28 protein-coding genes and 2 pseudogenes are annotated in these 24751 nt (G+C 34.2%); 9 read left to right on the top strand and 21 right to left on the bottom strand.

Annotated elements, in window-relative coordinates:
- Positions 1 to 529 precede the first annotated feature (529 nt).
- From NQ185_RS18660 to NQ185_RS18610, 11 genes are all read right to left on the bottom strand, one after another.
- A complete protein-coding gene (locus NQ185_RS18660) occupies positions 530 to 1063 on the bottom strand; it encodes a helicase (protein ID WP_257583564.1) in 534 nt (177 codons plus the stop codon).
- Between the two features lie 434 nt (positions 1064 to 1497).
- Complete coding sequence (locus NQ185_RS18655) at positions 1498 to 1959, bottom strand: DUF2628 domain-containing protein (protein WP_257583563.1); 462 nt, start codon at positions 1957 to 1959, stop codon at positions 1498 to 1500.
- A 171-nt stretch (positions 1960 to 2130) separates the two neighbouring features.
- On the bottom strand, positions 2131 to 3153 hold the full coding sequence (locus NQ185_RS18650) for a DUF4871 domain-containing protein (RefSeq protein ID WP_257583562.1): 1023 nt from the start codon (positions 3151 to 3153) through the stop codon (positions 2131 to 2133).
- 1 nt (position 3154) lies between these two features.
- Positions 3155 to 3697 carry a sigma-70 family RNA polymerase sigma factor gene (locus NQ185_RS18645; protein ID WP_257583561.1) on the bottom strand — a complete coding sequence of 181 codons (543 nt, stop codon included), beginning with the start codon at positions 3695 to 3697 and terminating at the stop codon, positions 3155 to 3157.
- Between the two features lie 404 nt (positions 3698 to 4101).
- Positions 4102 to 4749: a hypothetical protein gene (locus NQ185_RS18640; protein ID WP_257583560.1), complete on the bottom strand. Its 648-nt coding sequence runs from the start codon at positions 4747 to 4749 to the stop codon at positions 4102 to 4104.
- Positions 4750 to 4911: 162 nt separating this feature from the next.
- Positions 4912 to 5424, bottom strand: coding sequence for a GNAT family N-acetyltransferase (locus NQ185_RS18635; RefSeq protein WP_257583559.1), 513 nt, complete (start codon positions 5422 to 5424; stop codon positions 4912 to 4914).
- Between the two features lie 131 nt (positions 5425 to 5555).
- Positions 5556 to 5972 carry an NUDIX hydrolase gene (locus NQ185_RS18630; protein WP_257583557.1) on the bottom strand — a complete coding sequence of 139 codons (417 nt, stop codon included), beginning with the start codon at positions 5970 to 5972 and terminating at the stop codon, positions 5556 to 5558.
- Positions 5973 to 6093: 121 nt separating this feature from the next.
- Positions 6094 to 6528, bottom strand: coding sequence for an NUDIX hydrolase (locus NQ185_RS18625; protein ID WP_257583556.1), 435 nt, complete (start codon positions 6526 to 6528; stop codon positions 6094 to 6096).
- 205 nt (positions 6529 to 6733) lie between these two features.
- On the bottom strand, positions 6734 to 7486 hold the full coding sequence (locus NQ185_RS18620; RefSeq protein ID WP_257583555.1) for an SDR family NAD(P)-dependent oxidoreductase: 753 nt from the start codon (positions 7484 to 7486) through the stop codon (positions 6734 to 6736).
- Positions 7487 to 7927: 441 nt separating this feature from the next.
- Positions 7928 to 8503 carry a histidine phosphatase family protein gene (locus NQ185_RS18615; RefSeq protein WP_257583554.1) on the bottom strand — a complete coding sequence of 192 codons (576 nt, stop codon included), beginning with the start codon at positions 8501 to 8503 and terminating at the stop codon, positions 7928 to 7930.
- Positions 8504 to 9269: 766 nt separating this feature from the next.
- On the bottom strand, positions 9270 to 9584 hold the full coding sequence (locus NQ185_RS18610) for a GNAT family N-acetyltransferase (protein WP_257583567.1): 315 nt from the start codon (positions 9582 to 9584) through the stop codon (positions 9270 to 9272).
- Here NQ185_RS18610 and NQ185_RS18605 point away from each other — a divergent pair.
- A pseudogene (locus tag NQ185_RS18605) lies at positions 9530 to 9676 on the top strand (LysR family transcriptional regulator); the annotation flags it as partial. The gene NQ185_RS18610 and the pseudogene NQ185_RS18605 sit on opposite strands and share 55 nt — an antisense overlap.
- Positions 9677 to 10002: 326 nt before the next feature.
- On the opposite strand, the gene NQ185_RS18600 reads toward NQ185_RS18605, so the two are convergent.
- The 3 genes from NQ185_RS18600 to NQ185_RS18590 all read right to left on the bottom strand — a co-directional run bounded on the left by NQ185_RS18600 (position 10003) and on the right by NQ185_RS18590 (position 11545).
- Positions 10003 to 10467 carry a hypothetical protein gene (locus NQ185_RS18600; protein ID WP_257583553.1) on the bottom strand — a complete coding sequence of 155 codons (465 nt, stop codon included), beginning with the start codon at positions 10465 to 10467 and terminating at the stop codon, positions 10003 to 10005.
- 186 nt (positions 10468 to 10653) lie between these two features.
- Positions 10654 to 11091, bottom strand: a complete 438-nt coding sequence (locus NQ185_RS18595) for a VOC family protein (protein WP_257583552.1) — start codon at positions 11089 to 11091, stop codon at positions 10654 to 10656.
- On the bottom strand, positions 11078 to 11545 hold the full coding sequence (locus tag NQ185_RS18590; protein WP_257583551.1) for a hypothetical protein: 468 nt from the start codon (positions 11543 to 11545) through the stop codon (positions 11078 to 11080). The genes NQ185_RS18595 and NQ185_RS18590 overlap by 14 nt, the downstream gene beginning before the upstream one ends.
- A 203-nt stretch (positions 11546 to 11748) precedes the next feature.
- On the opposite strand from NQ185_RS18590, the gene NQ185_RS18585 reads away from it, so the two are divergent.
- Positions 11749 to 11883: a YjcZ family sporulation protein gene (locus NQ185_RS18585; protein WP_257583550.1), complete on the top strand. Its 135-nt coding sequence runs from the start codon at positions 11749 to 11751 to the stop codon at positions 11881 to 11883.
- Positions 11884 to 12229: 346 nt separating this feature from the next.
- Here the strand turns inward: NQ185_RS18585 and NQ185_RS18580 are convergent, their stop codons facing one another.
- Both NQ185_RS18580 and NQ185_RS18575 read right to left on the bottom strand, forming a co-directional pair.
- Positions 12230 to 12712 carry a DUF4367 domain-containing protein gene (locus NQ185_RS18580; RefSeq protein ID WP_257583549.1) on the bottom strand — a complete coding sequence of 161 codons (483 nt, stop codon included), beginning with the start codon at positions 12710 to 12712 and terminating at the stop codon, positions 12230 to 12232.
- Between the two features lie 96 nt (positions 12713 to 12808).
- A complete protein-coding gene (locus tag NQ185_RS18575; protein WP_257583547.1) occupies positions 12809 to 13216 on the bottom strand; it encodes an NUDIX hydrolase in 408 nt (135 codons plus the stop codon).
- Positions 13217 to 13538: 322 nt separating this feature from the next.
- Here NQ185_RS18575 and NQ185_RS18570 point away from each other — a divergent pair, with 322 nt between their 5' ends.
- Positions 13539 to 13670: a metallophosphatase family protein gene (locus tag NQ185_RS18570; RefSeq protein ID WP_257583546.1), complete on the top strand. Its 132-nt coding sequence runs from the start codon at positions 13539 to 13541 to the stop codon at positions 13668 to 13670.
- A 60-nt stretch (positions 13671 to 13730) separates the two neighbouring features.
- Entirely contained in the window at positions 13731 to 14537 is an 807-nt protein-coding gene (locus NQ185_RS18565) for an AAC(3) family N-acetyltransferase (protein ID WP_257583545.1), read from the top strand.
- A gap of 358 nt (positions 14538 to 14895) precedes the next feature.
- Here the strand turns inward: NQ185_RS18565 and NQ185_RS18560 are convergent, their stop codons facing one another.
- Both NQ185_RS18560 and NQ185_RS18555 read right to left on the bottom strand, forming a co-directional pair.
- Positions 14896 to 15897, bottom strand: coding sequence for a phosphotransferase enzyme family protein (locus NQ185_RS18560; RefSeq protein ID WP_257583544.1), 1002 nt, complete (start codon positions 15895 to 15897; stop codon positions 14896 to 14898).
- A gap of 327 nt (positions 15898 to 16224) precedes the next feature.
- On the bottom strand, positions 16225 to 16593 hold the full coding sequence (locus tag NQ185_RS18555) for a VOC family protein (RefSeq protein WP_257583543.1): 369 nt from the start codon (positions 16591 to 16593) through the stop codon (positions 16225 to 16227).
- Between the two features lie 175 nt (positions 16594 to 16768).
- Between NQ185_RS18555 and NQ185_RS18550 the strand changes: the two are divergent.
- Positions 16769 to 16997, top strand: a pseudogene (locus NQ185_RS18550) (IS110 family transposase); the annotation flags it as partial.
- Positions 16998 to 17050: 53 nt separating this feature from the next.
- On the opposite strand, the gene NQ185_RS18545 reads toward NQ185_RS18550, so the two are convergent.
- Positions 17051 to 17440: an alpha/beta fold hydrolase gene (locus NQ185_RS18545; RefSeq protein WP_257583542.1), complete on the bottom strand. Its 390-nt coding sequence runs from the start codon at positions 17438 to 17440 to the stop codon at positions 17051 to 17053.
- 400 nt (positions 17441 to 17840) lie between these two features.
- Between NQ185_RS18545 and NQ185_RS18540 the strand changes: the two genes are divergently transcribed.
- Together NQ185_RS18540 and NQ185_RS18535 are read left to right on the top strand one after the other, a co-directional pair.
- Complete coding sequence (locus NQ185_RS18540) at positions 17841 to 18341, top strand: hypothetical protein (RefSeq protein ID WP_257583541.1); 501 nt, start codon at positions 17841 to 17843, stop codon at positions 18339 to 18341.
- A 476-nt stretch (positions 18342 to 18817) separates the two neighbouring features.
- Positions 18818 to 19255: a GNAT family N-acetyltransferase gene (locus tag NQ185_RS18535; RefSeq protein ID WP_257583540.1), complete on the top strand. Its 438-nt coding sequence runs from the start codon at positions 18818 to 18820 to the stop codon at positions 19253 to 19255.
- A 639-nt stretch (positions 19256 to 19894) separates the two neighbouring features.
- Here NQ185_RS18535 and NQ185_RS18530 read toward each other — a convergent pair.
- Positions 19895 to 20710, bottom strand: a complete 816-nt coding sequence (locus tag NQ185_RS18530) for a hypothetical protein (protein WP_257583538.1) — start codon at positions 20708 to 20710, stop codon at positions 19895 to 19897.
- A complete protein-coding gene (locus tag NQ185_RS18525) occupies positions 20703 to 21242 on the bottom strand; it encodes a sigma-70 family RNA polymerase sigma factor (RefSeq protein ID WP_257583537.1) in 540 nt (179 codons plus the stop codon). The genes NQ185_RS18530 and NQ185_RS18525 overlap by 8 nt, the downstream gene beginning before the upstream one ends.
- Before the next feature lie 328 nt (positions 21243 to 21570).
- On the opposite strand from NQ185_RS18525, the gene NQ185_RS18520 reads away from it, so the two are divergent.
- Both NQ185_RS18520 and NQ185_RS18515 read left to right on the top strand, forming a co-directional pair.
- Complete coding sequence (locus NQ185_RS18520) at positions 21571 to 23226, top strand: S41 family peptidase (RefSeq protein WP_257583535.1); 1656 nt, start codon at positions 21571 to 21573, stop codon at positions 23224 to 23226.
- A gap of 577 nt (positions 23227 to 23803) precedes the next feature.
- A complete protein-coding gene (locus NQ185_RS18515; protein WP_257583533.1) occupies positions 23804 to 24418 on the top strand; it encodes a uridine kinase family protein in 615 nt (204 codons plus the stop codon).
- The last annotated feature ends 333 nt before the right edge of the window (positions 24419 to 24751 follow it).

Genomic DNA, 24751 nt, shown 5'->3' with positions numbered 1-24751 from the left:
CAGGGCGTTACCCCTTCATTTGGCTCTTCGATATAACCCTTCAGTTCCGACAGGAACTGTCTGACCTTTACCTAAGTATTGTTACCAATCTCAACTTAAGCCAGAAACATTTCGCACGACTATCGCACCATTTAGTTAAAGTACATTTCTTCACAGCCTTTCCTTGTTCTATTGTGTCCAAATTTTATAGATCTGTATTTTTGTTTTTTCTGTACAGATATCGACTTGCAAATTGTTATAATCAGCCCATTAAGGAAAAATGGATGCTAAATATTTTATTACTTTTCATCAGGTGTTGCATATCCTACATTAATTTGATTATCTAAATAAGCAACAAAATCCCGATATAAAGCATCTGTCCATTCTTAAGCTTCATACTCCGAACTAAAAATACGGTGATCCTCATTGTAGCCACCATTTATCTATTTAGCATTATCCATTTGCAGAAACGCCTGCTTTAGTTAAAGAAAAGCGGGTGATACATTCTCTAAAAAAGGATAAATTACAAATTACCATTTTCAAGTCATTTTTATTTGCAAAAGATAAAATAGTCATCGGGGTTCCAAACATACAAATGATCGGCGTGGTACCCTCGTAGCCATAATTCGCCGTTAATTCGTCTAAGGTAAAACCCTTTTGGAAAATCATAGTCTTCAGTTAGTATTTCTGATGCTATTGTGATGGAACCAAATGGAGCCTGATGTTGCCTTATAGGCTTCCCAAAATAACCTTCGGGTTGATCCAGAAACTGCAGTCTAAGGTAGGGTCCCAGCTCAAGAGGACACAATTCCAAACCAAGGTCACTCGCTCTTTTAAAGAGCTGAGCCGTAGTAGCTCCGGCAGGAAAGCCAAGATCGCCAACAGTTATTTCAACCGTCTGTATACTGTACTTTGTTTCAGATGTGGTAAATTTATTATCATTTAATAACTTTTCTCCAGACTCATTCATCAAGATAGAGTATTGTTTCATTTTCAGCATAAGCTGCGATTTTGTAAGTCCACTAACCTCTACTGTCCTCGTAATAATTGGGCAATTAGGATATACTTTTTCATTTTCACGCATTCGTACTCACTCCTAAAGTTTCATTACATAATCTTAATAACAACTAGTAGACTGTATTTTAATTTTTAACGACTCCCCATAAATTTCCTTGTTCGATTAACCTGCCTCGTTACTTCAATAAGAAAAAGCGCCCTCCGTTGTTGAAGTATTGCCCCCTTTAGTTTAAGTGCAAACTTTGACAAACTTGATTACATTATCCTAATGATGTTTCGTTTACCAAGGAACGACTTCGAGTTTCGGCCACTTCACAAACTATCACCCTTGCAGAATCGGCAAAAATCAGACTAATAGGACATGCTTTTTAGTGAAACTGTTGGTAGTTAGAAAGGTTCCATCACCCCATTTTATACTTATTAATATTGTAAAAAGAAAAAAGACAGTAGACAAACTCGAATTCTTCGGGTTTATCTACAGTCTGAGAAGGGTTTCCCCTACTAATAGAGTAATGTGCTTGCAAGGAAGCCATATGCCATATATAAAACGATTCCAATTAGTACCCCTTTGAAACTCGTTCCGCCTACACGATCAATTTCATCCCAAAAATTTTGCGAATTTCTATTAAGTTTTCTAATTTTCTTTTTTGCATGTTTGTAATAAAGGTAATTTCCAAACAAGCCCAGAAATAATCCTACTGTTCCCCATACAATAAGTACATATAAAACATCATTCATTCCTGTACTACTTGCGATAATATCAATAATGAAAAACGCTATTAATATACCAATAGCCAACCCATACATTTTGCGATAAGCTGCCCAAAAAACCGTTAAAAAGAATGCTGAGAAGTTCCAACTAGTCTTTGAAACTTCTCCCAATTCTGTTTCCCATCTTCGAAAATACAAATCTGATTTTTCCCCAACATAATATTTCAATTCTTTTTTATCTGTTTCAGACATTGCCCCATCCCCTCAATTAATTCTTAGATTGAAAAAAATAACCTTATTCAATAAGATTAATATAATTGGGTTAATTGGGAAAGGGTTGGTTTTTTGAATTCAAAGAACCCCCTTGCTGTTGCTGGTCTTTCCGTCTCCATAATTCCACTCCTTTTTGGCAATAAAATATTTCTATTCCACTATGTTATAAGCCAATATATCGAATAACTTTCCATCAACATAAAGTAATATCGCCCATTCTCCTGCCACTGGAAAATTTACGCTTGATGGTATATGAGCATCTGCTCCATTATTCGTTCCACCAAGACCTATAGACCAATCTGTTGTAAGAATCTGATGGACAGTTCCAGTTTCTTTATGAAAACCAACGACAGTTAGCATCTTTTCTTTTGGACTTTCTGTCCACCAAAGATGCCACATCCACTTTTGGTTGATGTTTACGCTTGGCATATCGGCGCCAATAACTCCCGATTTATTTTCATTACCTAAGATATTGTGATCTATATAGACAGCTTTTTGGTTCCAGTCAATCTTTTCAAAGTCACTTTTTTGGACAAAATTAGGTATATTTATTGGTAAAAATGTTTCTTCCTCAACACTTAATACAACATCACCATACAATTTATTATTTAAATAAACCTGGTATTTCCAAATTCCACCTTTTGGTAAAGTTAAAGTGGTAGTAAAACTATCCAAACTCGAATAACCGGGGGAAGGTTCGGAAATCTTTTCTGAAGTTAATACATTAAAACGCTCACCTGTCTCCTTATGGATCGCGTATATTTCTATATATTTTCCCTTATAGGCATCAAAAGGTTCCTTAAAACTAAACAAATAGCTTAAAGGCTTTCCAGCTGACAGATAAGTATGTGGGAGGACAGTAAATAGTATCTTGCCATTTCTTTTGTATACCTTTCTAATCTCCCATTCACTTTTAATATCCTCGTTTGTCCCTTGCTTTCCGCCATCTTTTGAGGATAAGTATAGTGTTAATTCAGAAGAGAATAGCAGGACAAATAAAAATACTGCCGCAGAGGAGATTAAGTAAATATATAACTTTGGCTTTCTATGCACAGTTATTTTTTCCTGTCGTACACCGGCCCAAATCTTTTCTCTCTGTATTTCTGTAAAACGTACCCCTTTGTGAGTGGAAGAATTCATTGCTTTTCGCAAGTTCCTAAGTTCTTTCTCCATTTTATCGCCACCTTTCTAGTAATATTTTCAATTTCACCCTTGCCCTGCTCATTCTAGTTTTTATCGTATTTTTATTTATCTTCAGGATTTCACTAATCTCTTCAATTGATAATTCTTCATAATAATATAGAGTAATAACTTCACGATATTTAATTGGCAGTTCTAACACACAAGTAGATAAATATTCTTCCTCACTATTCTTTATTAGAACCATTTCCGGTGGTAATTCCGATGATTTTGTAAATGTAAGCAAGTTAGAATTCGTAACAACTCTTTTAAAAAGCGAACTCTTTAATAAATCTTTACACTTGTTTATCGTGATCCTAAATATCCAAGCTTTAAATGATATAATTTTATCGATGTTCTCATATTCTTTATAACAAGCAATGAATACATCCTGTACTATATCCTCTGCAAGATTCCAATCCTTTGTATAGTTATAGGCAAGCTTAGTTAACCTATCTCCATATTCACTCATAATCCCTTCAAACCATACATCTTTATTTTCTGGAAATATATTATCTTTGCTAATTACTTTACTCAAACTTATACCACCCCATTTCTCACTTACTGCTAAGACGACTGAATCAAGCTTAGGTTTCATTTTTCAGTTAAAAAGAAAAAAGCCACTCATTAGAGTAGCCTTAACATTAAGTTCTATGAAATAAATCTCTTTTCTTTAACCTTTTTTACGCCTTCTGTTGCTCGGTAACAGCTGCAGCAGTCATTGTAAAGGTCTAGCATCTGTTGAACAAGCACCATAAATTCCACTTGGGAACCAAGCTACATAGTATGCTGTATGCATAAACAAAATTGCACTACAATTGTCATTAAGCATTTCCGATTAATCATAGTCGATTAACGCATCCCTTTACTTTAAGTACATTCTGTCACAATAAAGATTATCTGAATAAAATCCTCAACTATTCCTATTATATAAAACGGATCTTAGTTAACTTCAATCTGTATTAAATTTGTATCAAGGTTTAATCGTTCTTTCAATTCATCCGTAATATTAAAGGAAATCCGTTCTCCTGCTTTGACATTTGTTGTTTCATAACCTTGGGCTGTACTGACAGTGCCATCTCTTCCAGCTGCTGTCCAATCTGTAGTATCAAAATTTAATATATGGTCAATATAGTTCCCATTAACTTTTCCCTTTTCTAACCAATCAGGTTGTAAAAAATCGTACCCCATACTTCTTTCCGATAATAAGATTTCCATATTGCCTGAAGCAATAGACATCTCTCCATTTTTGGGAATAGATTCACCATTAACTTGTAAATCATATATAAATTGACTTCGGGAAAACTCCAACATTTCTTCATCCGAAAAATCTTCTGATACTTTTTTAATAACATCCACTAAATATTGATTTTGCTCATTCAAAAATTCTGTTTGCCTTTGCAGCGAATCTATTTCATTTATGTATTCTGAAATATTTACTTCCATATTTTTTACATCGATATCAACTTCATCTGTCGAAGTTGGCTTAAGTTGTAAATCATCACTATTATTGCACCCTAATAATATGGTACTTATTAATAAAAACGAAAATGATAAGATAATAACTTTCGATTTTCTAATACCTTTCATATAGATATATCCTTTCCCCTTATGTAATGTAAATAAATGATTTCAACACTTCTTTTATAAACCTTCCCCGTTCGTACAATATCTTCAACAAAAATAAGCGATAATCCTTCTTGCATTACCGCTCCAGTGAACTAACTCCCATTTCTCATTGCATTTATAACTTTAATTTGATTGAAAAACCATAACTGGTCCATGCCACAGTTCATTTTCTAACATCTCTTCTTGATATGAAGAGTCTTTCGTAAACTCTGAAATTACTTTTTTCCAAAAAGTATAAGCAGGTTTATTTTCATAAGTTTGCCTCACTTCCCATACCCCCTTAAACTGTTCAAATATAGAAAAGGCAACTTGCCTGCCAATACCTTTACGTCGAAACTTTCGCATTATGAAAAAGTCACTTATCACGTTTGTTTTTTCAGCGTTACTTAGTTTTGTGAAGTCTCTTGGTATATCAAGGGAAATTAATGCGAAACCCGCAATTTCTCCGTCAACTTTAACTATCAATGGACGACGATGATCTTCTGTCCATTGATGATCAAGGTACTTATACAAATATAGACCGTGCTGACCTAATATGTAACCATCAAATTCACTACTGTCATAACGATATAATTGAATTAAATTAGAAAGAACCACTTTATCCTCATAAGGAACAATTGATAATGTTATATTCATTAGAAATCTTCCTCCGAAATCTCATTAGCTTAAATCTCTTATCTTACATTAATTTTGACGTAGTTTGACATTTATCCTTCGTTGCTTCAATGGGGAAAAAGCCGTTCTTCGTTATTGCAGCAACGAGATTATTATAATAGTTTCTCACCAAGTTTTATATTTTCTTTTAAATATGCGGGCAATCCATCGTGTGATAATATCTCTTTTGTTGTCATCCATATGACATCATCAACTTCTTCCGAGCTTTTAGCAAATGGTTCACCGGATTTATGACGACATATAAAAACTATGTCAATAACATGAAGCCCCGAATCAGTAACAAAAGAAGAGCTATTTACATATCTTAGATCTGTCACTTCGATCCCTACTTCTTCAAATATTTCTCTTTTCAGAGTTCTTTCTAAAATATCAGAAGAATTCCCTTCAATTTCACACTTCCCACCAACAAGAGAAAGAGAGCCTCCTGCGTGTTCCTCTTTTTCACTTCTAAGGATCAGAAGCCATTTGTTATTTCGATGAATTGCACCTTCTACATTTACAATGAACATTCAATTCCCCCCAGACATATATTCATACGCATTTTTTATAATCTTCTTAAGCTTCTTTTCAACAAAAAAGAGCAATTCTCCTTCTTGAAGAAATTCACCCCGATACTTGAATACGTTATATTTATTTGCGTAACCCTTCTTTTATCGCCCAATAATGGTGTTCATGGATTAGAAGTTGTTCAGCATTCACCATATCAATCCAACTAATGTAGTGGTCTTCTTCTATCGGTTCCTGAACCTTGTCCGACAATACAATTAAATAAAAATATCCATTATTAAGTAGTGGCTCATCTTTGGTTGATTTGAAATATTTCATAGCGTTACCAATATAAGGACCTATCGCTATCTTAAATCCCGTTTCTTCTAACATCTCTCTTTCTAAGCAACTTACATTATCTTCGCCGTTTTCAATTCCGCCACCCGGTAAAAAATAATCACCTTTGGAATTTCGTACAGTTAAAACTTTATCCATTGTAGAATTAAAACAAATAGCATAAACCCCTTTTCTTATTGGATAATCATATCCATCTATCTTCTCCCCAAAAACTTTAACCACTATTTCACCTACTATATGACTATTCTTGTTATAACTAACTGCCCTATTAACATTTTAATAAGAAATAATTTACTATATGGAGTAAATTGTTTAATAGAGAATCTAAATCTTCAAGATAAACGTGTTTTTACTTTTTTTATTTCAGATGCAGAGAGACCATAAAAAGTTAAACTCTTTATGGTCTCATATAATCATATTTATCAAGTTAAATTGTGTAAGGATTTGCTTCTATCTTTTCTGCTTTTTCCACCGCTTCTACAAGTGACAAACCATAAAAATTCGAAGCGTGGAAAAACCTTCCGCTCTTCTTATCATCTACAAAAGCACCGACTGCAACGCCAGGAACAGCGCTTTCTACAGAATTAGGTGCTTGTGAGCCTCCTAAATCTGTTTTACACCAATTCGGATCCGTGATATTAATCATCACATTCGTTCCTTCCAGTCTTGATGCTAAATCTTTTGTGAATTTATCAAGTGCTGCCTTACTTGCCGCATAAGCTGATTGCTCCGGTTCATTTTTTATTCCACTTGTTGTGTTGATCACACGACCAAAGCCACGTTCAATCATCTTTGGAATTAATCGATTACAGATTGTAACAATAGAAATAAAATTAATTCGGAAGCTCATTTCAAAATCTTCAATTGGCGTTTTCCAGTAATCTTTTCGGTAGGCTATTTGTACAGCAGCATTATTGAAAACAATATCAACAGCTGTCCCTTTCGCTTCAATTTCATCAAGCATTGCAACCACTTCATCATGATTAGCAAGCTCCGCTTGAACTGTATAAGCTTCAACACCAAGTGCCTTTACCTCTTCCAACACTTTTTTTGTATGTTCTAGACTTCTACTATGTAAAATAAGGTTACAACCTTGTTTTGCCATAAAAAGAGCTGTTTGATAACCCACACCTCTACTTGCACCAGTAATCAGTGCCCATTTTCCTTTTACATCTATCATAGTAAACCTTCCTTTTTAAATGTATTTTCATTTCACAGATTGACTAAAACATCGATCATATATCAACCAACTGCCATATTCATAGAACCTCCAAGAATGTTCTAATTTGATCCTTTCAATTTTTTAACCGCTATCCATTGAGAAAAGTCTTACAAAAAAAGTATATGATGTCCATTATTTTATTTCAATTACTGAAATTTTCTTGCGATAATTAAATGAACAATAGATACTTTATAATTTATAGTTACTATATGATAAAGAAGGGCAATAGGAACAAGTAAAGAAATCATTGCATAAACGGTCAATTTGTTCCGCCACTTTAGTAAAAAACGACTCTCATAAACTAGAAAAAAGTGCATCTCCATCTTGAAGGAGGGCACCCATTACTTTTAATAGATTTATTCACCTATCAACTTCTATGAATTGACTGAAAGTATCTCTTTATTCATTTGCTAGGTGTTTTGCGCAGTTGAAAAGTTCACATTTCCAATCTGAACCATTGAAATTTATTGTTGTCATGGATGTATTATGAAAAAACACAATATTTGTAGAAGGGATTAATTTCTTTAATGTATTGCCGATTAAAGCTCCATGACTAACAACCAATATTCTTTTGCCTTTAAATTTATTCATAATTTCTGTTAGAAATGAAGTTCCTCTAAGGGTTATCGATTTATCATCTTCAATTCCCAGGGATAAACTTTCCCACTCACTCCCCCATCTATTTATTCTCTCTTCAAGAGTGGTTCCTTCTGTTTCACCTTTATGCATTTCTCTTAATCTGTGATCTGTTTGAACGTTCAATCCAAGTGTTTGAGCCAGAATTTCTGCCGTTTCTTTAGCTCTTGAAAGATCACTGGAAAAAATCAGATCCCATTTCTCACTATTCAATCGATTTGCCAATGCACGGGCTTGTTTACGTCCCTCTTCATTTAGTGGTATGTCACTCTGTCCTTGTGCTCTTCTTTCAGTATTCCAGTCAGTTATCCCATGTCTAATCAAAACAACTTGAGTCATAATATCGAATTTCCCCCTTATTTATAGCAGTATAGATGTAAAACTCAAACCGTAAAAATAAATACCTAATACAATCTGGAAATCGTTCCCTATTAAAAAAGGCTGCTGAACAGTCTTTTAAAAAACTCATTCATTTCTTCCACTCATACTCCATAAGATTGGCTGCTTCCATAGCTCTTTTTTCCCCTAATAGCTTCCCATCGACATACAAGGACATATCGATACATGCGGAACCCCCTGCCGATAGAATAACTTTCCGTTATCCCTTTATAGAAGGAAACAGATTTATTAGGGAAAGTTATTTAATTCTAGCAGTTACTAAGTGATGATAATTAATTAGCTAATCCCATTGATTTGTAAATTCACCGTGTCCACATCCAACATCAAGAATACGAAAATTGTCATTTAAATACGATTTAATCTTTTCCACTAACATCATAGATGCTGTAGGTTCTTCGAATAGGAATTTCCATGGATAATTGCATTTTACACCTAGTTGAGAATACCATTTGTCGCTATGGGGAGGTATCCATTCTGGATGTTTCATCACATCATACAATACTTTTGGATTACCATTTCTTTTTAATCCCTCCAGACACAAGGTTATCTTGAATATTCTGTTTTCTCTTTGAATCCCTTCTTTATGTAAACTAGGTAATACAAAAAGCAATTAATATCAGTTTATATACAGCTTGTGTGGGCAAAGTAATTCATTAAGCTTACTAAACATACGGCGAAATCATACATCAATTTAATAACAGAGCACCTATTTCGATCTTCCCTTCAATTCTTTTCTATATTCACATAAAAATCGTTCAACGCCTGGATCCTTTTCACCCAAGTTTGTTATTATGAAGCCATATTTTCGATAAAAGTCCACTGCATCTTTATCCGTTTCAGCACTAATGAATGGATATTGTTCAGATAAGAAGTTAATCATTTTGCTACCAAAACCTTTGCCTCTTTGTTCTGAAGATACAGCAATATGTCTAATTACACATTCTTTAGAATTGATAATTTCTATACCTATACATCCTTCCCCGGCAAGTTCCAGACTTGCACGTAGATAAACATATGGCATGTCATAAAGACAAGTGGCTTTCACCAATCATATTATCTTTCATAGAAACAGCAAAGGAGGTTATAGCTATAGAGGAGAATAAAAATTTTTAGCCTATTCAGCGATATTTTCCTTACTTCTGTTGATTATCTAATTAGAACTTTTTATCATCAGAAAATTCAATACTTACAGACAGTAGTAAGGTATCTTGGTGTGATAACTAAGGTGCCTTAATTTTGCTCTTTTATAACAATGAGCTATTTTTTGAAGTTTCACTTAATAGAAAATTCTAACAGCCATTTACTAAGGGTTCGTGAATAGTTTAACTTAAACCATACTACATAGTTAATACAACAAGAAAAAGATGTTCTTGTGACAGCTCTGATCTTTAACTCTTGCACCCGTTAGTTCAATATGAATTTATAATAATGGAGGACTATCAGATAGACAAATCGATAAATTCTAGTTCAGTTTCTGCTTCTGCTTTCGAACTATAAACGGTAATTTTATCATAGGGTTTCATGTTGTCTTGCCACGTTCCTATATTACTCAGAAAGTCTTTTTCGTTTTCAGAAATTATAAAGCACTCTAAATCCCTATTGATATAACAAATTGGTGCGTCACTTTCCGAATCACACTGTTGATAAACAGTTCCGATAAATCCACCTTTACTATCTTTTGCCATAATATCTACATGTGGAACCGTAAAAAACTCTAAATGTGGAATATCATCGTCAAAGATAAATTGAATATCATAATCGCTAGCACATTTTTGATACTCTTCATTTTTATAGTGAGCACTCATAGGAAAAATTGTTGTCCCTGCTAGTATAACTTCAGTATCTTCTATATTTACACCCACGGCTCCAATTAATTCTGTTCTATCTAGATAAACTTTTCGCATATAAACCCCCGTTTAATCTATTTTAAAATAAATGCTCATTACTTTTGTGATTTCTTATTGAACCTGCTCCGTTAGTCCAATAAAAATAAAAGGTCGTAATCTACTCTTCCTAACTCATGCACAGGTTAGTTTAAGTAGAAATCTTTAAAGTTAGAGATCTAAATCATTTAAAGTCCCATTCAATATTTATCTGATTTTCTCCGCCAACTCTAAAATAATTCCCTCTGGACCACGAACGTAGCATAACTTATAACTTTCTTCATATTGCTCTATCTCACTAAAGATTTCCGTGCCCTTCTCTTTCAATTTTGCAACAATAGCTTCAATATCTTCAACAGCAAAGCAAATATGTCGGATACCCAGCGTATTTGCAAAAGGTTGCTGAATATCTTTTTCATCTGACGGCGTATAATATTTGACTAACTCTATCCATGTCTGACCATCTGGCATCCCCAATCCTACACATGCCGTTTTAACATCATTAAGCCCAACTATTCTGTCCAACTGTTCTCCATCCAATTCCCATTCCGCTTGGACTTCAAGTCCTAAATCAAGAAAAAACGCTTTAGCCTTTGAAAGATCATTTACGTTTATACTCACATGATCTATTCTATTGATCTTCATAACTCATACCTCCTATGTTCCTGTTATTTAAAATACCTGTATTCGTGAAAGGTTTGTTTGAATTTCTATTTCGCTTAAAACAGAAATATCCTTCTTCAATTAACGCCCCCGATAGTTTAAGTGCATTTCTCCACAACTTCACCTTACTTATTCCTTTAGTTAACAAGGAATAGCTTATAATATACACTTTGTTTGCAGTGCGACTTAACTTTGGGGCTTCGTAATCCAAATCAACCTTGTAAACTGTTAGAGTACAACCTTCAAATCCTTCACTTTTCGCCACTGCTTCCCCATACCATTCTCCATCATCATTAACCACGATTTTTATTGTCGTTAATGTTTCTTTAATTAATGGCACGACATAATTACTTGTTTTATCAACATCATTACTAGCTTGATTTAAAAATTCATCTACATCTAAAAAATTTATTACTTCACTTAAAACCATCTCCATCCCAATTTTCCTAAAAAATATCAAGTACATCTCTCTTCATTTCTATCACCTTTACTTTCTTCGCTTTTTTTGTCTCATCCGTCACCATTTCTAATAAATAACCATTTTTCGCCTTGTCCGCATTTCACTGACTCTTTTATCTTCAATTCACATATACTGAAGTATCCTTTCGAATGGCGATTAATATAAAAGGATGTGATATTATGAGAGGCTGCGGAGGTTACGGTGGCTATGGTGGTGGCTATGGTGGCGGTATGGGATTCAATTTTGCGTTGATCGTTGTACTGTTCATTTTGTTAATCATTGTTGGTACAGCGTTTGTGCATAATAACTATTAAAGCTAAGGACGTACCAAAACTATCCAAAAATATACTACTTACCTCACGAAGAGCGCTTTAGCCAGGCGCTCTTTAACCATCTAAATTCTCCAGTTAAACATCCCCCTAAAACCAAAAAATTCTAGCACTTATTCGTTGTATTTGTGTCGCTCTTTATGTCAACAGTTCAATACATTACACTCCCAGTTTTAGAATTATGATACTTGTTTATTTCTTAAATCATTACAAATATACCTTCTTTCGTTAACTATCTTTTTACTAAAAAAAGCATTACTCTTTTTCCAGTAACGCTTCCGTTAGTGTAAGTCCATTTTCCCACAAACTTACCTTACAATTTTAACTTGGATTAATTCATTGACCGGGCAATATCTATCATTTGTGCTTTTGTTAATATAGAACTATTCATCTGTACATAGGTACCGTTTTGTACCCAATTCAATAAGCCTCCAGTAATGATATTCCCATTTTCATCAACTTCGCCATTATCTTCCCATTCCTGAAAATATCCTTTGTTTCCGTTGATATCAACTTTCTGCCTATAAGGAAAATCCTCGTCAGATAATGGAAACCCTTTTCTCAAATGAATAGCAACCATCAACTTGGTATCGTTACTGTCCATATAATGTAGCATTAGCCAAGGAGATGTTTTGGTATCTAATGTCCAATCATCTGGAATCCTTTTTGGGGTTAAAACAGTAAAATCAACTTCCTTCTTTATTTCAGATATAGTTTTGCTGTTGTGATTATACTTAATTTCCTTAGCAGTACTTACTATGGGGTAACTATATAACAGGTTTTGAATGATGAACAAACAAGTTAAAAATCCCAATTCACTACCTCCACGTTAACTCGAATTTCAGAAGTAGTTTCTCCAAACCAGCGATACATTATCGTATTAACCTGCTGTATAGTTGAATAAGATCTGTTAAAACGAGATACAAAAAGGATGTTCTCCCTCATCTACTATTTTTATTATTCGTTCTTTAAAGTTTGACCATGTGACCATTTGCAAGGCCTCTTCAATGGAAAAGAAACCTACCTCTAGACTTTCACTACTGGTTTGTAATTCCCCACCTATTACTTTTCCTTGCCAACAAGTCGCACAAACACTTGATGTTAAATTGTGATAAATCCCACAGAACTTGATTATCTCTATATCTATCCCTGTTTCTTCTTTTACTTCTCTGATAATTCCATCTTGAATGGTTTCCCCTAATTCAATTATTCCACCTGGGAATTCCCATCCCCTACGAGGACCTCGAATAAGTAAGATTTTTCCTTCATCATTAAAGACAACCGCTCCAGCAGAAAGAGTGTGTTTAGGACTAGACACGTTATCATACCACCTTTTTACAAGTTTTAATTTTTTTGTCCTATTAACCTCAAATTCTTGTATTGTTCTTTTAACATCATTTCCACTTCCTACATAACATTCAATTTCAAGATGCACTATGTCATTTCCTTCCTTAGATACTTATATTTGTGTTAATCCAACTGTGTTTCTTGTATTAACGGGAGGTTTAATAAAAACCATAGACAAACGACAAGAGAAGGAAATTTCTTTTCTATTAAAGAATATGTAATTCATTACACATTGTTTATTTGCTAACATATGCAGCTATAGTAAAGGGACTTTTATTTCAGGAGAGATAGAAATGCGAATTGGTATAATAACAGATATCCACGATAATGCAGCTGCACTAAAAGCCGTACTTGACGAACTTAATCATTCGAAACTTGTTATTGAAACGAATATACATTTGTTCTTCAACGAAGAAACAAGTTGATTAAAGCTCGGTTCAAACATTAGTCGTGATAATACTTTTTTAGGAGGCGTAAGTGCTGCAATGTATAAAACTATTCCAGACACTTTAATTAATTTGGGACATCCAAATAAACCTGTATGTCTACATACATCGTTACGTTCTTTTGGATGGGTTGAAGGGGGAGCAGAAACGATTATTAATTCCTTTCTAGACCTAGACTGCACAATATTAGTTCCAACATTTTCTTATGATTTTTACGCAGCTCCCCCTGAGAATCAAAGATTAGTACGTAATGGTTGCGGTGACTATAGTTCGTTTATTAATAATTCAGATACTAAAATATTTACTACTGATACTAATTTAATAGATGAAGACATGGGTGTTATCCCAGAAACGATCCTAAATATGAAAGGTCGTATACGAGGCAATCATCCTATAAACTCTTTTACAGCCATTGGTCCTCTTGCAGAAGAGTTAATATCTGAACAGCATCCTACAAATGTTTATGGACCACTTAAGAAACTCGTTGAATTAAATGGTAGTGCTATACTCATGGGAGTGGGATTAGAAAGCTTAACTTTGCTTCATCTTGCTGAGGAAATGGCTGGCAGAGAATTGTTTCGGAGATGGGCAAAAGATTCTAATGGTTCCACAATAATGGTTGAAGTCGGGGGATGTTCTGAAGGTTTTCATAAATTCAATCAAATTCTTTCAGACATTACCAAGGATGTAAAAGTTGGTAAAAGCTCTTGGCGGATTTTAGAAGTGGAACCACTGCTAGATGTGGCACAACAAGCAATAAAAGAGAACCCACAAATAACTCATTGTGATGATCCCGATTGTGGACGATGTAATGACGCAGTAGAAGGAGGACCAATACAACTTTAATTAGTTATTAAGCTAGAACATAAGTTATGAAGTTGATAAAAACACTTAAACTTTATTTTCCGATTACCCAGAAATCATCATTTTGAAGGCAAAATAAAAGAACCAATTTTAGTGTTGAATAGGATCTTTAATATTTTTCGGGAAATGGTATTTCTTTTAAGCGGCTTTCCTTGCGTTCTCCTTTCTTTGTAACGTTCATCCTCTGCTTAAGGTAGTAGAACCTTTCTAAAAGATTCCGTCTATTAATAATTCAAATAATCATAAAGCAAAAAACTCTTCTTTTATCATGAAAAAGTAGAGTTTTATTATAATATGATATTTCTTAGGGTTGTTGGGTAAACGTGTCGACTTAGTCGTCCTATATCAGGTTACTAATCAAATCAGGATCTACAATCGCCTCATTTTTTTCAATACGTTCCTTGATTTCAGCAATCCAATGCTGAATTCGTTCTGTTCGTTCCTCAGCAGGCACTTTTTTACTAAAAACAGAATATAACTCAACATCCCTTAGCTTCAAAAACAATGGAATCGTTTCGATACATTCTTGTGAAAGCTCATTTTCCTCACGATATCCTTCCAGAAAAGCTTGCATGAACTCTCTTGCAAATTCATTGCGCTCCTCTCTAGTTCCATATAAATGCTTACTAATGAGAGAATAATAAAGCGGAATGGCAATATCCGATGCAAAAAAGTGATAGCTTGCATCATCAAAATCGAAAATATGAATTGAATCTCCATCATAGAAAAAGTTTCCAGCATGGATATCTGTATGGATAAGTCCATAAAAATCTTTCATTTTTGGCAATTTCTCGATTTCTCCCACGACATTACGAGCTGCTTTCAAGGCTTCCTGGTCAGACTCAGAATAGTAATATTCTAAACGCAATAAATCATTTTCATACCATTGATAACGTGGTTGTATGTTCTCTCCTAGTTGATAGTTTTTTGTAAAATGATGCATTTTCCCAATCACCTTTCCCCAAATATGGAAAAGCTTCTCATCAAAATCAACTAGCTTCACAGGATTTCCCGGTGCTTTTTCAAACAAAGAGGCATAGAAAACGGAATCCTCTGCCTGAAATGCCTCCACTGTATTTCCGTTCGAAGATAGAAACACCGCTGGAATACTGATTCCACAATCATGTAAATATTGAATCCAATCCAACTCCGATTCTAATTCCTTTTGCTTACGATGTGAGCTATGCGTAACCCTTAATATTTTTGCTTCTCCCTCATGATAAACTTCAAAAGCATAGTTCTCAAAATCACCGAGCTTTTTAAATTTAGTGTCTAAATGAAAGGTACTCAAGATTTTATTCATGATTTCAGAAGTGAATTGTTTTTCTACTAAATGCTCCAAGTTTGTTTCCCCCAATGTTCCTGTGATAACCAAATTATATATAACGAAAGGTTATTTCGCATGCTTATTTTTATTCTCTGAGACCCATTAAGTTCACTTCCTTTTTCTCCGTCAAAAATAAAACAAAAATAATACCTTTATATTTTTAAACCTCCGTTAGTTCGGAAAAAATGAAAAAGTCCTCCATCAGTTCAGTATCCTGATGGAAGACCTTTAACAATAAAAACTTACCAGAAAAATTTGAGCCACAGCGATCACTTCAAAAGTGAGCCACCCCATTCTGTTTTATTACCATATATGAGCCTCACAAGTGTAAATTCACTTACCCTATATCGCTTCGCCGAAGTACAGCGTGTGTCCTTGGTCGTCCTCAATCACAAATTCCCTCGTGCTCCAGGATGTCTCGTGCAAATCCTTTACCAGATTCACCCCATTGTCCTTTAATACCTTGGACAAGGAAGTTGCATCGTCAGTTTCCAGGTAGAGATGGAAGTGCTCACACTGACTGATATAAGCGATGGACGGGTCCTGCACATCTACTTGCTTGAGGTGGAAGATCTGATTGCCTGCACGAATGCCAGCATAGAAATTCTGATGGCGGAATGCGAGTTCCATACCCATCTGCTTAGTGTAGAAGCGTATGGAACTTTCGAGGTCAGTGGTTCGTAATTGTGTAATGACACCTGAAATTTTCATTGTTCTCCTCCTAATGGATCCAATTCTTTTAATTATTTTTTAATAATAACTTCTTCATTACTATTAAAAAATCCTGTTTAAATTTAAGTTGCATTATAAACTTACTAGGTACAAGCGAGCCAATCATATATGCCACCAAAATGTTCTGCTATAATTCTTTGAATAAGATCGAGGATATTTATTGATTATCATAAATCCATTAAATTCATATAAGGCTAGAGGATCAAGTTAAAGAAAAGTAAAAACAGATGCCATTGATGAATATCTACTTTGTGAGTTGTTCTATAAAAAGGAGTTTTTGGTGACTTGTATTCGGTGGTGTCTCTTCTACTCCTTTGGAGTACCCTTCTTCTGAAGATATTCTGAGAAACAGTGAAGAATCAATCGTAAACAAAATCTCTGATTTATATATACTGTTTTTTTTAGGGGGTGGCGTTAGCAAAGTGTTAGCACTCGATTAAAAAGTTTTTAAGAGTTCTATAGCATCGAATACTTTCTCTGGATGGTTTTCTGGAATCATGTGCCCTACATTAGGTAACTTTAAAACCATTGAATTAGAAAGGTCCCGATGAAGCCTTTCCCCCATTGAGATAGTACGAAATGGGTCCTTGTCTCCTACTACAATAATAGTTGGTTGTTTTATTTTAGGATAATGCGGGCTGGGATCTTTAGAGGTTTTTGGGAACGCAAGAATATCCTCTCTGTTTGCTTTAAATTGCCCCGGTCTTCTCCACATGGCAAGAAGCTTTTCCTCATAGCCATCAGGTGGTTCTTCCGGTGAAAAGGTTTGCCTTGTTGATACTTTCCCCATGTTTTTCCCAAGGGATGTTGCTAATAAAGTATTCATAATAATATCACCCACAACAGGGGTCGTAACTATTTTTGAAAGGATATCCGCATTTTCAGCAGGATATCCCAAATTTCTAAAAATTATTTTCTCCACGTAACGTAGAAATAAAAAAGAACCCCCCACAAGTTCAATGAACTTATGAGAAGCCATCGTAAAAATACTTTATGTTAGCATTTTTTACACTAAAATGCTTGTAGCTTTGAATTAAGTCGTACCATATGGAAAAAAGTTAAACTCTTTTCTCCATGTAATTTTGAAGAGATTTCTTATGTTAAAATTAATATAAGATTTTACCACCAACGGGCCATTTAATGGAGTCGCACTTCATAAAAAACACAGAGTATCCAAAGCTTTGATAGTATTTTTAAACAAAATACTATTACGGGAGGTAAGAAGTATGTCTTTATTTTCACAAACGATAACTAACTTTTGGTGGGGGCAATTCTTGAACGGAGACGTCCTCTATAGTGATGAGGTTTTTACTGCTGCCATCAATCCTAATCTGAGCATAGACAGACGGGTCATGATGCTAGAAACTTCAGACGGAAAGGTTATGGCGGTCCTGACGCCTGCTATGGCAGATAAATTAGGCTTGTATCAACTTAAATATCTGTCTAAGAGGACCTTCCTGCAAAAATTGAATGTAGAGGGAATCATACTGCATGGGGCAGATTATCTTTTTTACTTTTCCGAAACCGATAAAAACGCATTGCTACAAGAGAATATGGAGAGTGGGTTGCAACAATTAACAGAGAAAGATGATGCTGTTTTCTCCGAATTCCAATCCTCTGCCTCAGAACAAGACTTGGATAATGCTTATGTGGAATTGGATCACTGGGCGGTGTTCGGCTCTTTTGAACAAGACCGCTTGGTCAGCGCCGCAAGCATGTATCCCTAGGGGAATGCACAAATTGCGGATCTTGGTGTATTGACTCTGGCTCCTTTTAGAGGAAAAGGGCACGCCCGCAAAGTGGTACGTTCAATCTGCAAATACGCCTGTATTCATGGATACGAACCCCAGTACCGATGTCAGCTTGATAACCAGGAATCTGTGTCTCTAGCTAAAGCTGCTGGTTTGACGTTATTTGGAAAGTGGGATGTGATATCTCCCGACTCCAATGATTAAGAGCTACATTTAGGGGGAACATAAATATTCTTTGAAGGATATACATTTGATTTAAAAAGCATAAGTGAGTAACTGGTGCGTATTTGAACAATAATTAAGTAATTTTAGGATGGAGTACATATTTTAGTTATTCCATTTAAGGACGAGTTAGTTCAATAAAAAAATAAACTAATCGACCGTATTGTATTATATTTCATCTCATTATTAATTTATACAATAAATATTATAAAAAGAAGAGAGGGAACAATATGATAATTAGAACTGTAGAACACTATGATTTAAACAATTTAACCGATTTAATGTATCAATATATCGTAGATTTTTATAAAAGACCTAAACCACCGATTGAAAAGATACATAATTTAATTGAAACATTAATTGAAAAGAACAAAGGTATTCAATTTGTTGCTGAACAAGATGGTAATCTTATTGGCTTTGCCACATTATATTTTAGTTTTAGTACAACGAAAGCAGATAAAATAACAGTTATGAATGATTTATTTGTGGTAGAAAACTTTAGAGGGACAGGAGTAGCCCAAGAATTGTTTAAAAGTTGCGAGACGTTTACAAAAGAAAATGGATATGCAAGTATGTCCTGGGTAACCGCAACTGATAATTACCGTGCCCAAAGATTTTATGAAAAGATGGGTGGTTCTCTTGGAAAGTGGTTGAACTATTCGATATAACCCAAAATGACATTATCGGAAAACACCTCTAAGGTCTTATTTTTATACAATTTTGTTTCCTTGGATAATTTAGTCGATCTGACTTATTCCTATATATATATCTTTGTTGGCAGAAGCGGTGTGAAACTGAAGCGAATCATGGAAGATTAGGGCATGCTAATGATGAGATTACTAAGAGAATATACTTGCACATTACCAAGCTAGTATGAGAAAGAGACGCCCTATTATGAATTAAGTACTTCAAACCTAATAGCAGAAAAACATCCTTCACCCATAGATTGAGTAAAGGATGTTTTTTAATGTTATCACAATGCTGCCAAAAACAGGTTGGCATCCTCGCTTAAAAGGTTCAGAGAACGACTTACATCATGCACCCTAACATATTCACTTCCATACATTTTTATAAAGTAATATAATCACTGATAAATAATGTATTTGTAACTTCTTATAATAAGATTACTTCTACCAATTTATCCTGTTTCATATATGATTGTAGCTGATATGTTGTTGCCAAAAGTTGCTTTGCTTTATTGTCTTTTTTTCGAAATCTAGGAACTATCTCAATGATTCTTATTTCACTAACATTTTCTCCTTTATTTCTTATTCTCATTTTTCACGGTTTCGCTATGGCAATAATTCTCATTTGAACACATCAAAAACTACGCTCTCACCATCTTCATACTGGCATATAACGATTTGTAGGTTTTTCATATTCCAGTCTGAAGAGCGTAGATAGATAAACGAATTATCCAATTCTACAATATTGTCACCTGTGAGATATAGTAAATCGAAATATTTATCGTATTGCTCATTGTAACCAGGTGTTTCGATATTTACAGGACTATATAAGCTTGATGGTTGTCGTGTAGTTTTTTTGATTACTTTCGTATTTATATTGTATTGATCGGTATATATAAATTCATTATTCATATCATCATTTCCAATAAAAATTGTTTTGCCATCTTCCGATACAGTTGCCATCATCGCTGGAATTCCATATGACTTAATTTGCTCATATGAAATTCGATTTGTAACTATCGAATCCTGCATATTGTATACCACTACTCCAAATGTCCCCTGCATAACCACTATGTTGTTATCCGCATATAAAAGTCTGGGCATTTCGGAACCAATATTCATTTGTTCAATGTCAGACATGTCTACCGATAATTTTTCACCCTTAGGTAAAGTGATATTCTCATTACCAGAACCTTCTAAAGCATGCTTGTTTTCTAGACCAACAGTTGGACCTTTTAGAAAAGATAAGCTTAATATGAGTAAAATAGTCGCAGCCGAAGCCAAAACTGTCCAATATAATGAATTAAACTTTTTTGATTTGTAATAACCTTGTTGAATTCTTAGATGAATTCTTTCGCTTTCTTCCGTCGAGAATTCAACATTTTCATTCAAATAACTTTTTACTTTATCTGATATCTTCTTATCAAAGTTATCCAAGTTTTCTCCCCATTTCAAGTTTATTTTGGAGCACTTCTTTTCCGCGCAATAGTCTTGATTTAACCGTATTTATACTAATATTTAGGACATCGCTTATTTCCCTCATATTCATTTCCTGATAATAATAAAGAATAATAACTTCTTTGTATTTCCCTGAAAGGCTAGCAATTTGTTCTATTATTTCACTAGAATGTTGTTGCTGAAAATACACATTTTCTGATGATTGACTTGTATTCAATGAATAAGTTTTTGGTTTATAAATAAGATTCTTAAAACTCCATCGCTTACGATAATCTTTACATTTGTTGATTGTGATTCGAATCAGCCAAGTCTTATAACTAGCTTCATGCCGAAACTTGGCCAAGTTTTCGTAACAAGATATAAAAACTTCCTGAATAATATCTTCACATTCAACCTGATCGTTTACATACAAATAGGCGATCCGTTTTAACTCTGATCCATACTTCAGCATCAACTTATGTAATAGGACATCCTTAGCTATTTCCAAATCATCACTTTCTTGAATAAACAACGCTGCCCCTCCCTTCAAAAGATTAGACGAATGTAATGATAGCTTTGACCCGTTAATTTTATTACCATTTCTTTTATCGTAACCTAACTAGTAATTTTATTTAGAAAGGTTGAAAAATAAAGGATGACTAGTCAGTTTTTTTGTGCTATAAAGATAAGGCGCTGAATTTTTTTATAATTAAGAAAACGATACCAGCCTCTTTCTACATCCACAAGGAAGTTCATCAAATGCATGGGCACATGGAAATATAATAGGTGATTGAAATATTTATATTTTTGAAGGAAAGATCGAAAATGGTCCATATCCTACTGCGAAGGGGTGTTCATGCTTGTCTTTGTTATTTCCTATATTTATATGTTTTTTTCTAGTTTACAATTTAACTTGTTGGGCAAAAACTAAACCTTTAATAAAAAATGCACTTTTGTTTATAAGCCTCATATTATTAATTTTACACCATTTTATAGATAAAAAATGGTTAATAGACAATGGTTTCTTTTCTGAAACTAGATATGTATTTACTTCCATTTGGGTTAGTTTTTATTTCATACTGCTTGTTAATATTATTTTTGAAACATTTGAGTATAAAAATAAAAAACGAATGAAAAGCCATCGAATAACTTCCTTAATATCTTTCACAATTATTATTTTCACAAGCTACCTTTATTTCCAAATAAACACAGTGCTTCCAAATACAAAAATAGTTTGGATAACCGAAAACGAACGAATCATCAATTATGAGAGCCAGGATTGGTTAACATCATTCCTAAAAGTTAATGAATTACTAAAAAAAGAATATCCTTTTAGTGAAAGAAAACAGTTGGATTATGATCGACTTGAAAGAATCTACCTACCCAAAATTGAGGAAGCACAAAAACGCAACGATAAAAGCGGCTATTATCAAACAATTACTGAGTTTTTACATGAGTTCAAAGACGGTCATGTGTTTTTTAATGGCGATCATACTTTGAATGAGATATATAATAGGAATGCGGGTGGCAGTTTTGGAATAAAGCTTGATAAAACAATAAATAACGAAATAATTGTTATTGAGAGTTCAATAGACGAAATACCTGTAGGTTCTACTATTAGCGAATGGAAAAATAAGCCCATTGTTGAAGCTTTGGATTCGGTTTCTACTATTTTCAGTAATAGGGTCCCGTCAACTACTACAAACATGATGTATGCTAAATTAAATCTTCTTACAAGAAGTTCTGTAGGAGATACAGCCAAAGTTACCTTTACAAAACCAAATAATGAATTGAGTACGATTACTCTAGTTAGTGCAAATAATAATGCAGCAACTACTAATAAACCTGCTTGTCCAGTAGAATATAAAATATTTCCGAATACAGCATATATAAAGATTCACGAATTTATACCGACTATTAGTTGTTTACATCCTGAAAAGGAAGTTGAAAAAGTCATTCGGAGTATAAACACTAAAAATATTAAGACTCTTCACATTGATGTCAGAGATAATAATGGTGGATACGATAAACTAACTGCTGATGTCCTTGGAAGGTTTTTAAAACAATCCACATTTTTTGAGAAAATAGCAGTATATGACGAAAAAACAAACAAGTTTGAAAGTGCAAAAGAGCATGTAGTAACAATTGAACCAAACAAAGTTCAATATAGTGGAAGGTTATTTATATGGATAAACAATTCAACATTTAGTTCGGCTGAAGGTTTTGTTCATATTCTTAAATCTAGACCGAATACAGAGATCGTAGGCTTTGATGAAACTTATGGCGCATTCGGCTATGGACAAAAACAGGTCCTGCTTCCGGAAGGATTATCATTTACTTTTCCATTCGGGCGCCCATTAGATATAAATGATAAAATTCTGATAGAACCTGATAAAAACCAAGTCGGCGGTGTACTACCTACTATTAAAATCATAAAAACCAAAGAAAACCTTTTAAATTATCATCATTCCGATATAAGATTTATGTTTTCACTTATTGAAGATATTTCCAAGTAAACTTTTAACGAGACGAACAGAATCGCTGACGCGACTTAATCACGACCCAAGTGATGATTTATTCACTTGGGTTTTTACTCTCCTGTCGTATTGTTCCATTAAAAAAAGGACAGACTACGTCCTCCTCTTCATTTTGTTCTAATCGAAATGAAACTCCTCTACCATTTAATCTGGAACCTCATCTTCTTTTCCACAATATATACATTTAAAAATAATCATGGATATCCATCCCCCACGGGGGCAAATATGCATGATTAATAAGGAATAATAAGTAGTTGAACCCTAATACTTTTTTGTAAAGATCCCTCTCCCTTGTTAAAATAAATTAAATCGGGGATATTGAAAGGGGATAAGGATCCTAGATGTGGACGAGCTTGTAATGATTAGGAATTGAATAGGCTATTTTCACTCTCTTTAAGAGGGTTTATTTAACTATCTATAATCATTCAAGGACTGCATTTTTGGCTCAATAACCCTAGTTAGAGTATAAGTGCCTTTGTGTACCTTTCTCTTTTGATGGGAACATTTATATCTCCTGTTGACCATATTTATGCGTCCTTCGCTTGGAGGGGCTAATTTGAAAAACAATCATTCATTAAACAACTTGAAGGATTCTGTACAATCTATCGTCCTTACTATTAAACAAGGTCTAAAAGATCGTAATCTTCCTTTGGTGGTGTCTTTCGATGGCGGGAGTGGTTCAGGAAAATCTACGTTAGCATTTGAAGTAGCTTCATCTGTAAAAGCAACAATTATTCATTGCGATGATTTCTTCGCAGTAGAAATACCTGATCATGAATGGGATATTTATTCAGTTGAAAAGAAGTGCCGTCTATGTATTGACTGGGAAAGGGTACGTGCTGAAGCATTGCTGCCTTTACTTGCGGGCGAAAAAGCAGAATATCATCCTTTTTCATTTTCAACTATGAATGGATTGTCATCTGAAGTGGTAGTGTTGGAACCTTCAAAGGTAATCATTCTTGATGGTATATACAGCTCACATTGGTTATCCCAATTGACTAATCTTACAGTTTTAGTAGATCTAGCTCCTGAAATTCGACATAAGAGACATAATCTTAGAGAGGGAACTGAAGATAAAGAATGGCATTTACGATGGGACCCGGTAGAGGACTATTATTTTTCTGTTCTACGTTCTCAAGATTCATTTGATTTGGTAGTCGTGAATGAATGACATAACAATATTCAATTAACGGTTGCAGTTTTCACTTAACCAATTGAGCAAAAGTGCTAGATTGTGGAATGAAGGGCTTAGAGGTGATGATGGATATTTTAAAGCTTTTTGTTACCATGTAATACTGGAACAAATCATGAAAGATTGGGATAGTAGAAAAACATCCTTCACACATAGATGGAATGAAGGATGTTTATTAAATGATTTCAAAATGTTACCGAAAACAATTTTGGCATCTTCAAACTCTTGAGGCTCGAGGGTCAGAGACGACTTACATCATGCCACCCGTAACAGAATTGCTTAAATATCCCTCTATATAATTGTTAAAATACG

The sequence above is a fragment of the Lederbergia panacisoli genome, from assembly GCF_024626525.1.
Taxonomy (GTDB): domain Bacteria; phylum Bacillota; class Bacilli; order Bacillales; family Bacillaceae_C; genus Lederbergia; species Lederbergia panacisoli.
This window is presented reverse-complemented; position numbering and strand designations above follow the sequence as displayed.

Coding starts and splice junctions, on each gene's coding strand:
- NQ185_RS18660 (WP_257583564.1), bottom strand. CDS start 1,063: ATGCGTGAAAATGAAAAAGTATATCCTAATTGCCCAATTATTACGAGG.
- NQ185_RS18655 (WP_257583563.1), bottom strand. CDS start 1,959: ATGTCTGAAACAGATAAAAAAGAATTGAAATATTATGTTGGGGAAAAA.
- NQ185_RS18650 (WP_257583562.1), bottom strand. CDS start 3,153: ATGGAGAAAGAACTTAGGAACTTGCGAAAAGCAATGAATTCTTCCACT.
- NQ185_RS18640 (WP_257583560.1), bottom strand. CDS start 4,749: ATGAAAGGTATTAGAAAATCGAAAGTTATTATCTTATCATTTTCGTTT.
- NQ185_RS18635 (WP_257583559.1), bottom strand. CDS start 5,424: ATGAATATAACATTATCAATTGTTCCTTATGAGGATAAAGTGGTTCTT.
- NQ185_RS18630 (WP_257583557.1), bottom strand. CDS start 5,972: ATGTTCATTGTAAATGTAGAAGGTGCAATTCATCGAAATAACAAATGG.
- NQ185_RS18620 (WP_257583555.1), bottom strand. CDS start 7,486: ATGATAGATGTAAAAGGAAAATGGGCACTGATTACTGGTGCAAGTAGA.
- NQ185_RS18615 (WP_257583554.1), bottom strand. CDS start 8,503: ATGACTCAAGTTGTTTTGATTAGACATGGGATAACTGACTGGAATACT.
- NQ185_RS18610 (WP_257583567.1), bottom strand. CDS start 9,584: ATGCCATATGTTTATCTACGTGCAAGTCTGGAACTTGCCGGGGAAGGA.
- NQ185_RS18600 (WP_257583553.1), bottom strand. CDS start 10,467: ATGCGAAAAGTTTATCTAGATAGAACAGAATTAATTGGAGCCGTGGGT.
- NQ185_RS18595 (WP_257583552.1), bottom strand. CDS start 11,091: ATGAAGATCAATAGAATAGATCATGTGAGTATAAACGTAAATGATCTT.
- NQ185_RS18590 (WP_257583551.1), bottom strand. CDS start 11,545: ATGGAGATGGTTTTAAGTGAAGTAATAAATTTTTTAGATGTAGATGAA.
- NQ185_RS18585 (WP_257583550.1), top strand. CDS start 11,749: ATGAGAGGCTGCGGAGGTTACGGTGGCTATGGTGGTGGCTATGGTGGC.
- NQ185_RS18570 (WP_257583546.1), top strand. CDS start 13,539: ATGCGAATTGGTATAATAACAGATATCCACGATAATGCAGCTGCACTA.
- NQ185_RS18565 (WP_257583545.1), top strand. CDS start 13,731: ATGTATAAAACTATTCCAGACACTTTAATTAATTTGGGACATCCAAAT.
- NQ185_RS18555 (WP_257583543.1), bottom strand. CDS start 16,593: ATGAAAATTTCAGGTGTCATTACACAATTACGAACCACTGACCTCGAA.
- NQ185_RS18545 (WP_257583542.1), bottom strand. CDS start 17,440: ATGAATACTTTATTAGCAACATCCCTTGGGAAAAACATGGGGAAAGTA.
- NQ185_RS18540 (WP_257583541.1), top strand. CDS start 17,841: ATGTCTTTATTTTCACAAACGATAACTAACTTTTGGTGGGGGCAATTC.
- NQ185_RS18535 (WP_257583540.1), top strand. CDS start 18,818: ATGATAATTAGAACTGTAGAACACTATGATTTAAACAATTTAACCGAT.